The organism is Caballeronia sp. LZ019, from assembly GCF_031450825.1.
Taxonomy (GTDB): domain Bacteria; phylum Pseudomonadota; class Gammaproteobacteria; order Burkholderiales; family Burkholderiaceae; genus Caballeronia.
The window spans coordinates 155026-166060 of the sequence record NZ_JARTVZ010000001.1 but is presented as its reverse complement, the minus strand read 5'-3'; the positions used below and the strand labels follow the sequence as shown (position 1 = coordinate 166060).

6 protein-coding genes are annotated in these 11035 nt (G+C 68.9%); 4 read left to right on the top strand and 2 right to left on the bottom strand.

Annotated elements, in window-relative coordinates; genetic code table 11:
- Positions 1-11: 11 nt before the first annotated feature.
- Together P9255_RS00715 and P9255_RS00710 are read right to left on the bottom strand one after the other, a co-directional pair.
- Entirely contained in the window at positions 12-1730 is a 1719-nt protein-coding gene (locus P9255_RS00715; protein ID WP_309768334.1) for a ShlB/FhaC/HecB family hemolysin secretion/activation protein, read from the bottom strand.
- Between the two features lie 38 nt (positions 1731-1768).
- A complete protein-coding gene (locus P9255_RS00710) occupies positions 1769-3928 on the bottom strand; it encodes a CHAT domain-containing tetratricopeptide repeat protein (RefSeq protein ID WP_309768333.1) in 2160 nt (719 codons plus the stop codon).
- A 151-nt stretch (positions 3929-4079) separates the two neighbouring features.
- Here P9255_RS00710 and tssJ point away from each other — a divergent pair, with 151 nt between their 5' ends.
- From tssJ to tssM, 4 genes are all read left to right on the top strand, one after another.
- Positions 4080-4577, top strand: coding sequence for a type VI secretion system lipoprotein TssJ (gene tssJ, locus P9255_RS00705; RefSeq protein WP_309789026.1), 498 nt, complete (start codon positions 4080-4082; stop codon positions 4575-4577).
- Positions 4578-4697: 120 nt separating this feature from the next.
- Positions 4698-6038, top strand: coding sequence for a type VI secretion system baseplate subunit TssK (gene tssK / locus P9255_RS00700; protein ID WP_309768330.1), 1341 nt, complete (start codon positions 4698-4700; stop codon positions 6036-6038).
- Positions 6039-6059: 21 nt separating this feature from the next.
- A complete protein-coding gene (locus P9255_RS00695) occupies positions 6060-7382 on the top strand; it encodes a DotU family type VI secretion system protein (protein ID WP_309768328.1) in 1323 nt (440 codons plus the stop codon).
- A gap of 2 nt (positions 7383-7384) precedes the next feature.
- On the top strand, positions 7385-11029 hold the full coding sequence (tssM, locus tag P9255_RS00690) for a type VI secretion system membrane subunit TssM (RefSeq protein WP_309789025.1): 3645 nt from the start codon (positions 7385-7387) through the stop codon (positions 11027-11029).
- Positions 11030-11035 lie beyond the last annotated feature (6 nt).

Here is an 11035-nt window from a genome sequence, read left to right as displayed (position 1 = left end):
CGCGCTCCTGGCTAGAACGATTTCGATATCTGAACGTAGACGCGCGGCAGCTTGTCGTCGCCGGTGGTGTCGGGGCCGGTCGTGCGCCACGCGATGCTGCCGTCCACCGTGATGCCGTACGGCCCGTTCCAGAACGCGCCGATGCCCGCGCCGCTGCGCGTCACCGTGTTCGCGCCTTGTCCCGGAATCGCGCGCGCGTTGTATCGTCCGACGCCGATATCGAAGAATGCGGACAGCGTGAGCGACGGAATCACCGCATAGCGAAGCTGGGCCGTGCCGATCAGCCCTTCGTCGACGACCGCCTCCGACGGCGAGTACGCCCGCACCGCGCGCGGTCCGCCAAGCGTGATGCGCGACGAACTGTCGAGGTTCTGGTTCGCCCATTGCCCCGACATGCCGACGAAAAAGCTGGTCTTCGGGGTGATCGCGTTGAGGCGGTTCGCCTGCATCGTCAGACGCACGCTGTTGCCCTGCGCGTGGCGTCCGAACGGGCCCTGATCGATCTGCCGGGCAAGCGCCGAGTCGATGTTCAGGTGGGCGAACGAGAGCTGCACGTCGGCGCTGTTGAAGCCGCCGCCGAGAAAGCTGTCGCGGCTCTCGTACGACAGCCCCACGCTCGCCACGTACAGCTTCTGCGGATTCTCGAAGCTGACGCTGCCGATCTTGTCCGTCAGCGAGCGATACTCCAGCGCGCCGCGCAGTAACAGGTTCTGGCTGCGCGAGCGGATCAGCGGGTGCGAGATCGACGCGGTCACGACATCCGCATCGCCGTGCGCGTCCAGCGCCGAGAAGTTCTTGCCGAGGTAGTAGTACAGATGCGAATACGCGATGCCCGCGCGCGTGCCGTAGGCGTTGATCGGCGCGTCGTAGCCGATGCGCCCGTAGACCGTATCGGCGCGCTCGGCCGCGAGCAGATTGATGTCGAGGTTGTCGCCGATGCCGAACGGCGATGCGAGCCGCCCGACCGCGCCGAGCCGCCAGCGGCCAGCGGGCGCAGCGCCGTAATCGTCGACGGCGACCGCGAAGTTCCATCGGCGCACGGGCTCGACGGTCACGTTCAGATCGACGGTGCCGGGCGCGCTGCCTGTCTCCAGCGCCGAGTTCACGCGAATGCCGGGCAGGTCCGACAGCAGCAGCATCGTGCGTTCGAGTTCCGCCTGCCTGAGCGGCTTGCCCGGCTCGATCGCCGAGAGCCGCGCGCGCACCATCGGTTCCCTGATCGGCGCACCGGGCGCAACCGTCAGCCGCACGCGGCCGATCTTGCCTTCGAGCACGGTGAAGGTCAGCTCGCCGCTCGTCACGTCCTGCGGCGGAATCACGACCTGCGCGAGCGGATAGCCGCGATCGCGATACGCCTGCGCGATGCGCGCGGCCATCGCGTCGAGATCGCCGATCGATACTTCCTGGCCGATCCGGTCCGCGACGAGCGGCAGCAGCACGTCCGAGCCGAGCACTTCGTTGCCCGCGAAACGCACGCCCTTCAGCGTGAACTTCGTGCCTTCGGGCACAGGCGGCGTGGCTGCGGCGGGCGGCGCAGGCAGCGCGTTCGCGCCACCGGGCGGCGGCGCGGCGATGGAGGGGCGCGGCTGCTGGTTGAACAGCGTGCCGGCGCTCGGCGTCTGCTGGGTGCCGGGAAGCGGTGCTTGCTGCGCCCATGCGCTTGCCGAAACGAGCGCACCGAGCACGATGCCGCACGGACGCGGCTTGATACGGGATGCGAAGGATTTCATGGCGTCGTTATCGAGTGGGATCGCATGGCGCACGGCTGTCAGCGCGCGACCGTGAGCCGCCAGTTGCCCATCAGGTCGAACGGCGCCCAGTAGAACGGATGCGCGAACTTGCGATCCGCAAGCACCGCGAGCTGCGCGTCGCGCATCGCGTCGATGGCCTCCTCGCCTTTCGTGAGCGAGCCGTAGAACGTGCGCATCGTGAGCGCGGTCGACTCATCGGCGACGGGCCACATCGACACGAGCAGCGCCGATGCGCCCGCATAGAAGAACGCGCGCGTGAAGCCCATGATTTCGTCGCCGCGCTCGATGCGCCCGAGCGCCGTCTCGCACGCGGACAACGTGACGAGCGCCACCGAGTCGAACCTGAGGTTGTAGATGTCCTGCGCGAGCATCGGGTCGGGGCCGTCGGCGGGTTGCGTAGCCGGCGCGAGCAGCACGCGCGAGTGCAGCGGATCGACGGTGTCGGCCTGCGCGTGCGTCGCCACATGCACGATGCGGCCCGCCGGCGCGTTGTCGCTGAAGGTCTTGCGCGTGACATCGCCCTGCAGGAACGCTTCGCGCCTGGCGAACAGCGGACCGATCGCGCGGACTTCGGCTTCCGCGCCCGGCAGATCGAATTCCGGCGCAATGCGCGGATTGCCGAACGCGACGAGATCGCTCGCGATGCGCTGGGGCCGCCGCACGAGCTGCACCGCGATGCTCGCCGACGGCGCGAGCGCGAGCGCATGCCGCTGAATCAGGAATCCGTCGGCGTTGCGCAGCGCCTGGAACGGCATGTAGTGCAACGCCCCGTTCGGCACGATGACGAGCCGCTCCCCGGCACGCAGACCGAGCGGCGCGATCAGAAGCGCGTCGAGCTTCGCGCCATAGGTCAGCGCCTGTGGACGCCCGCGCACGATCGCGCTTCGAAAATCATCGACGGCGAGCGCCATGTCCTTGCGCGCGATCGGCAGCGTGAAACCGCGAATGCCATCGGCGCGCACGACCCACGCGATCATCCTGTCGCCAAGGCCGTGAAATTCGATGATCGCCTCGCCGGGCTTCAGCGCGCCGCGCACGTCGTCGAGCGAGAGCGCGCGGCCGTTGAGCTGCGTTTCGTCGACATTGCCGGCGAGCCGGTTGCGCACGACATCGAGCAGCGCGCGACTGCGGCTCTTTTCCGAGAGCGACCATGCGAGCGCGTAGTCTCCATCTTCGACGACGAGCGCGATGGTCTCCTCGAAGACCGTCTGCGTATCGGAGAACAGGCCGGTCTTGAACTCGTCGCTGCGAAAACGCGCGCGGATGGACTCCGATTCGTCGAGCGCGGCGAGCCACGCGTCGCGCGCCTTGCGGCGTTCGCCGAGCGCCAGATACGCGCGGCCCATGCCTTCCTGCGCCCAGAGCTTGTCGTAGCTGGCGTCGGAGCCGCCTTTCGCGGCGCTGGCGGCGAACGCGTCGAGCGCCGCGTGCGGTTCGTTCTCGGCGAGCAGCAGATTGCCTTCGATGCGCTTTCGGAGCGGCGCGAGCAGGCTCTCGTCGACGCCCGCTGTCTGCGCGAAGGTCGCGCGCGCGCCCGCCGCATCGCCGGCAGCGATCTGCGCGTTCGTGATCGACAGCAGCACCATCGGCCGATAACGCGCCGACGCCGCCGCGAGCGCCGCGCGATATTCCCCGAGCGCGGCGGCCGGATCGCCTCGCCGCGCCGCGATGTCGCCGAGCACTTTGTGCGCCGGGGCGAGCACTTGCTGCGGATTGCCCGCGCCGGCGGCGATGGCTTCCTTCGCGTAGCGTTCGGCATCGGGAAGATCGCCGGCATAGCTGTAGGCGATGGCCAGATCGCGCCGCGAGAGCGCGGCGAGATTCGCGTTGTCCGTTTGCGCCGCGACGACGAGCGCGCGCGAGGCCGCCTCGATGCTCTCCCGAAAATCCCCCCGCTCCGCCGCCGCCACCGACATGCTGCAGTACGCGTAGCCGTCGAGCTTCACCTGATCGCGTGCGAGCAGGAGCCGCCCTTCCTGGGACAGCGTCGCGATGGTCTCGGCGTCGCGCACGCGTGCTTCGGCCTGACGCGCGGCGGGCGTGAGGGCTTCGTCGCGCGAGGTCCCGGCATCGGCTCGCGGTGCGATGCAAGCCGCGCCGAGCAGCGCGATCGCCGCGACGAGCCGCCTCGCCGCGTCGCGGGAAAGGGCCGGCGCCATACGCTGATTCGGTTTCACGAACGCGCTCCTCGATGACCGTCGCTTCGCATCCGTCGCCGACACGCTGCCGGCGCGATGCCACGATTAGACGAAACACCGCAGCCGATTTAAAAAACGCGGCGGCATGGTTCGTCTGCTGCTGTGTCGCACGTCACTTACCGGGCCACTCATGAACCGCGCGCGTTTTTTCGCCGTGCCGCTTTGCGCGCTGGCGCTCGCCGCGTGCAAGTCCGCGCCGCCTCCGCCGCCCGCGCCGACCATCGTTCGCATCACCGTGAATGCGCTCGATGGCGCGAATCCCGACCGCACGGGACGGCCGTCGCCCGTCGTCGTGCGCGTGTACGAACTGAGAACGACCGCCGCGTTCGAAAGCGCCGACTTCTTCACGCTCTACGGCAAGGACCAGGCAACGCTCGGCGGCGACCTCAACGCGAAGAACGAATTCCTGCTGCGCCCGGGCGATACCCGCAGCGTCGAGCAGGCCGTGCAGCCGGGCACGAAGTTCGTGGCGGTCGTGGCGGCGTATCGCGATATCGAACGCTCGCGCTGGCGCGTGACCGAGCCCGTGCCGCCGAATCAGACCACGCTGATGAACGTGCGCGTCGATGCCGCCGACGTCACCATCGCCGCGCAGCCCGCGCCGCCGCCGCCATCGAAGAAAAAGTAACGGCAGCGCAGGCAGGGCCTCGGCGGCTTCCAAAATCGTTTGGCTGAATCGTTCTTTGACCGGAGCGTTCGGACAGTCGAAGCGCCGGGCGCAAGGCAACGCGTGAGACTTCGAGCCACCATGACCTGGCACCAACGCATGATCTGGTCCGAGGGCCTGTTCCTCGAACCGCAGCATTTTCAGCAACATGACCGCTTCATCGAGCATCTCGTGCGTTGTCATGCACGGGCGACGGAAGCGTGGTCGTGGGGCTGGGCTGACGTGAGGATCGACGACATCGCGCTCGGGCTCGGCAAGATCGCGCTGTCGTCGGCGTTCGGCGTGCTGCCCGACGGCGCGGCGTTCTCGTTTCCCGACGATGCGCCCGCGCCGCCGCCGCTCGACATTCCGCCCGGCACGCGCGATGAACTCGTCCTGCTCGCGCTGCCGCTGGTGCGCGCCGGAGCCAAGGAATTCGATTCCGACGGCAACGCCGATGCCCGCGCCGATGCGCTGCGTTATCGCACGAGCGACACGTCCGTCGCGGACATCACGACGAGCACGGATCGCATCGCGCAGATTCGCGTCGGCGCGCCGAACCTGCGGCTCATGCTCGCGCGCGACGCCACCGACGCTTTCGCGACGATCGGCCTGGCGCGCGTGCTCGAGCGTCGTGCGGACAATCGCGTGCTGCTCGACCCCGCCTACATCCCGCCGATGCTCCACGCGCTCGCCGACCCGCGCCTGCTCGGCCATGCGCAAGAGCTTGCCGGTCTCGCGCATCAGCATGCGGACCGGCTCGCGAGCCGGCTGGCGAATCCGGGACGCGGGGGTGTCGCGGAAATCGCGGATTTTCTGCTGCTGCAGACGCTCAACCGCTTCGAACCGCAATACGGGCATCTGCTGCAGTCGCCGCTTCTGCATCCCGAGCGCCTTTATCAGACGACGCTCGCGTTCGCCGGCGATCTCGCCGCCTTCGACGAACGGCGTCGCGTGCCTGCGTATCCGCCGTATCGGCACGACGATATCGCCACGTCGTTCGAGCCGCTCATGCGCGACGTGCGGCAACTGCTTGCGCAAGTGCGGGAGCCCGACGCGGTCGCGATCGAATTGCAGAGCCGCAAGCCCGGCGTGCGCGTCGCGATGATCAACGATCTCGAACTCGTGCGAACGGCGGGTTTCGTGCTCGCCGCCAACGCGCAGATGCCAGGCGAAGCGCTGCGCACGCGCTTTCCCACGCAGGTGAAGGTCGCGCCCGCCGAGAAGCTGCGCGATCTCGTCAATCTCGCGCTGCCGGGCATCGGGCTGCGGGCGATGCCGGTCGCGCCGCGCCAGATTCCGTTTCACGCGGGCTTTTCGTACTTCGAACTGGATCGCGGCGGCGAGCTATGGAAGGAGCTGGAGCAGACCGGCAATCTGGCGATGTACATCGCAGGCGAGTTTCCGGCGCTGGAGCTGGAGTTCTGGGCCATCCGACACTGACTGCATCGATTCCCCGACGCCATGACGAACCACGACGATCCCTTCGCCGGATTCGAATCCGACCAGACGATCATCAAGCCGAATCCGGGCGCGCGACGGCGCGTTCCGGGCGCGAGCGAATCGCGCACGAGCGGCGGCACGGAAGGCGCGTTCCCGGCGGATGCCGACCCGCGCGCCTTCGATGCCGCCTTCGTTCGCGGCGGCGCGGTCAATCCGCTGGTCGCCGCGTGCGCGCCGCTTTTGCAGCTCGCGCCGCGCATCCGGGCGATGAGCGCCTGCGCCGATCCCGCCGCGCTCCGCGATTCCCTCGCCGCCGGGGTGCGCCGCTTCGAGTCGGAGGCGCGGGCGTGCGGCGTGCCCGCCGAACAGGTCACGGCGGCGCGCTACATGATCTGCACGATGCTCGACGAAGCCGCGTCGGGCACGCCGTGGGGCGCGGGCGTGTGGGCGCGGCAAAGCCTGCTGGTGACGTTTCATAACGAAGCGTGGGGCGGCGAGAAAGTCTTCCACTTGCTCGCGGGGCTCGCGCAGAAGCCCGCAGTTCATCTGCATCTGCTGGAGCTGTCGAACATCGTGCTGGCGCTCGGCTTCGAGGGACGCTATCGCGTGGCGGCGCAAGGCAGGCAAACGCTCGACGCCATTCGCGTGCGGCTGCATCAACTGATCCGCAAGGAACGCGGCGAGCCCGAGCGGGCGCTGTCGCCGCACTGGGAAGGCGTGCCCGCCGCGCGCCGACGCACGACCGACGTGCTGCCGGTCTGGGTCGCGGGCGCGCTCGCGCTCCTGCTGCTCGCCGGTGCGTATCTGGCGATGAGCTTCCAGCTCGGCCGCCTCTCGGATCCGGCGTTCGCCACGCTCGCGTCGATCCGCGCCGGGGCGCAGCGGCCTCTCGTCGTTACGCAGGCGGCGAAGCCGCGCCTCGCCGAGTTCCTCGCGCAGGACATCCGCGATGGCCTCGTCAACGTCGACGACCGCGTGGATCGCTCGGTCATCACGCTGCGTGGCGACAACGTGTTCAGCCCAGGCAGCGCGCAGGTATCGGCGCAGACGAAGCCGCTGATCGCGCGCATCGCGGCGGCGCTCGGCGCGGTGCCAGGCAACGTGCTCGTCACCGGCCACACCGACGACCGGCCGATCCGCTCGGCGCGCTATCCGTCGAACTGGGAGTTGTCGCAGGAGCGGGCCGCGAACGTGCGCGACCTGCTCGCGGCCACCGTCCCGGCTGCACGCCTCAAGGCCGAAGGACAAGGCGACGCCGATCCCGTCGCGCCCAACGACTCGCCCGCCGGCCGCGCGCGGAACCGGCGGGTGGAGGTGACGCTGTTCGCCAGGCCGGGTTCGTGAACATGAAGAAGATTCTGTCGATCCTCTTTCATCCGGTGCTGCTGACGATCATCGGATTCCTGCTGATTGCCGGAGCGGTCTGGATCGCGGGACCGCTGCTGTCGTTCGCGGGCAACTATCCGCTCGAATCCACGACGGCACGGTTCATCGCCATCTGCTGCGTCGCATTGCTGCTCGTGGTGCGGCGGCTTTACGTCGCGTGGCGGGCGCGGCGCACGCAGGCGGCGTTGTCGGCGGGACTCGCGAGCCATGACACGACGCCCGCACACGCCGCCGCGCCGGGCGCCGGAGAAGCCGAAGTCGCGACGCTCGCGCAACGCTTTGACGAAGCGCTCGCCGTGCTGCGGGAAGCGCGCCTCACCGCGTCCGGCGGCAAGCCCGGCTGGCGCGACTGGATCACGTTCTCGGGGCGGCAATATCTCTACCAGTTGCCGTGGTACATGTTCATCGGCGCGCCGGGCGCGGGCAAGACCACGGCGCTCGTCCACTCGGGGCTGCGCTTCCCGCTCGCCGAGCGATTCGGCACCGACAAGATTCGCGGCGTCGGCGGCACCCGCAACTGCGACTGGTGGTTCACCGACGAAGCCGTGCTGATCGACACAGCGGGCCGCTACACCACGCACGATAGCGACCGCGACGCCGATCACGCCGCGTGGCAAGGCTTTCTCGCGCTGCTGAAAAAAACCCGCCCGCGCCAGCCGATCAACGGCGTGCTGCTCACGCTCGCCGTGCCCGACCTGCTCGCGGCCTCGCACGCCGGCGCCGGCGAGAGAGTGGCTGAGCGGGCCGCGACGCTGCGCGCCCGCATGCGCGAGCTGATCCAGGCGTTCGGCACGCGCTTTCCCGTCTATGTGCTCGTGACCAAGGCGGACCTGCTCGCGGGCTTCACCGAATTTTTCGCGGATATGTCGAAGGAAGAGCGCGCGCAGGTCTTCGGCTTCACGTTTGCGTACGAACCGGGCCGCGCCCTGACCGATGACGAATTCGCCGCGCGCGTCGACGCGGAACTCGATGCGCTCGAAGCGCGGCTCGTCGGGCGGCTGCACGATCGTCTGCATCAGGAAAGCGGGCTGGCCGAGCGCGCGGCAATCATCGGCTTTCCTCAGCAGTTCGCGGCGCTCAAGCCGCTTCTCGCCGAGGCGCTCAGCGCAACCTTCATGCACTCGAAGCACGACGAGCTGCCTTTCTTGCGCGGCGTCTACTTCACGAGCGGCACGCAGGAAGGCACGCCGATCGACCGCGTGATGGGTGCGCTCGCGCGCGCCTTCCGCATGGACCGCGTGGAGCGTGGCACGCCGCCGCGTCCGTCGAGCGGGCGCAGCTACTTCATCGAGCGGCTGCTGAAGCAGGTCGTTTTCGCCGAGCAGGGACTTGCCGGGTCGAACGTGCAATGGGCGCGGCGGCGGCATGTGCGGCGGCTGTCGGCGTACGCGGGCATCGCGGCGGCGAGCGCGTGCGTGCTGGCGCTCTGGGGTACGAGCTATTTGCGCAATCGCGCCTATGTCGAGGACGTCGAGCGGACCGCGCGCACCGCGAAGGACGCGGTAGCGGGGACATCGGCGGCGAATGCGAGTCTCGTCGCGCAGTTGCCGCTGTTATCGGCCGTGCAGAAGCTCGGCTCCACGCCGCAAGTCGATGCCGCGCATCCGCCGCTCGCGATGCAATGGGGCCTGTGGCAAGGCGCGAAGCTCGACGCGGCCGCGACCGGCGCGTACGAACGGCTCCTGACCGACCTGTTCCTGCCGAAGCTGGCCGCGCGCATCGAGGAGCAGGCGCGCAGCGCGAACGCGTCGAACCCGGGCTATGCGTACGAGGCGCTGAAGGCGTATCTGATGCTGAATCAGCCCGAACATCAGGACCCGGATGCGCTGAAGGTGTGGATCGTCACCGACTGGGACCGCTCGCTGCCGCGCGATGTCGGCAACGAGGAACGCGCGGCGCTCGCCCGTCATCTCGACGCCCTGCTGTCGCGCGGCGTCGTGCATCCGAATCTACCGTTCGACGAACGGCTCGTCGCGAGCGTGCGCGCGATGCTCGCCGCCAGCACGCTCGCGCAGCGGGTCTACGGGCGCGTGAAGCAGCAAGGCGTCGGCGCGGATTATCCCGAGTTCACCGTCACGCGCGCGGGCGGGCCGAATGCCCAACTCGTCTTCGTGCGGGCGAGCGGCGCACCGCTCACGCGCGGCGTGCCGGGCCTGTATTCGTTCGACGGCTATCACAAGGCGTTTCTCAAGGCCGTCGACGACACCGCCGCGCAACTCGCCGCCGAGGAACCGTGGGTGCTCGGCATCCGCGATCAGAGCGGCCTGCGGCGCGGCGATCCGGCAGCGATGCAGCGGCTGACGCAGGACGTGCGGCTGCTGTATCTGCAGGACTATGCGCGCACCTGGACGGAATTCCTGAACGATATCCGCATCGTGCGCGCGGACAGCCTGTCCCAATCGGCGCAGATCGCGCGCATTCTCTCCGCGCCCGATTCGCCGCTCGCGATGCTCGTGCAGGCGGCATCGCGTGAAACGACGCTCGCCGCGAAGCCACAGGACGAGACGACCGTCGTCGACAAGGCGAACGACAGGATCAGCGCGGCGCGCAAGCGGCTGGAGAAGATCATCCGCGGACCGGACCCGACGAAGATCGCGCCCGTCGCGCCGGGCACGCGGCTAGAAAGCATCGTCAACGATCGCTTCGCCGCGCTGCACGCGCTCGCGACGAGTCCCGGCGCCGGGCAGCCCGCGCCGATCATGCAGACGCTCGCCCTCATCAACGATGTCTACGCGTACCTGAGCGCCACCAACGAAGCCTTGCAGCAGAAGACCGCCCCGCCCCCCTCCGACGCCCCCGCGAAGCTGCGTTCGCAGGCTGCGCGCATGCCGGAGCCGATCCGCACGGCGCTGCTCGATCTCGGCAGCCAGGGCGCGGCGGAAACGCTGCAGGCGCGGCGCGTGAACCTTTCGGCGGACCTGAAGGAATCGATTTCGTCGTTCTGCGATCGGGCGCTCGGCGGTCGTTATCCGTTCGTGCAGGCGTCGGGACGCGACGTGCTGCCCGAGGACTTCGGCGCGCTGTTCGCGCCCGGCGGCAAGTTCGACGATTTCTTCCAGAAGCATCTCGCGCAGGACGTCGATGTATCCGCGAAACCGTGGGCCTTCAAGAAATCCGATTCGAGCGCGGCGCAGATCAGTCCGGCCGGGCTCGCGCAGTTCGAGCGCGCGGCCACGATTCGCGGCGTGTTCTTCCGGGGCGGCGGCAAGACGCCGGCGCTTGCGCTGCAGTTCAAGCCGCTCGACATGGACCCGACGATCCTTTCCTTCACGCTCGACATCGACGGGCAGATTCTCACCTACGCGCACGGCCCGCAGGTTCCCGCGACGGTCCAGTGGCCCGGCGCGCGAGGCTCCGGCCGCGTGAGCCTGCAACTGACGCCGCCGCCGTCGAACGGGGCGAGCAATCTGGTTTTCGAAGGACCGTGGGCGCTTTTTCGCATGTTCGACCGGGTCGACGTGCAGCCGACCGGCCAGCCGGAGCGCTTCGTTGTGACCTTCGATATCGAGGGACGCAAGGCGCGCTTCGAAGTGACGGCGAACAGCGTCGAGAATCCCTTCCGGCTCGCCGACCTGCGCGCGTTTTCGTGTCCCGAACGTCTATGAAGGCCG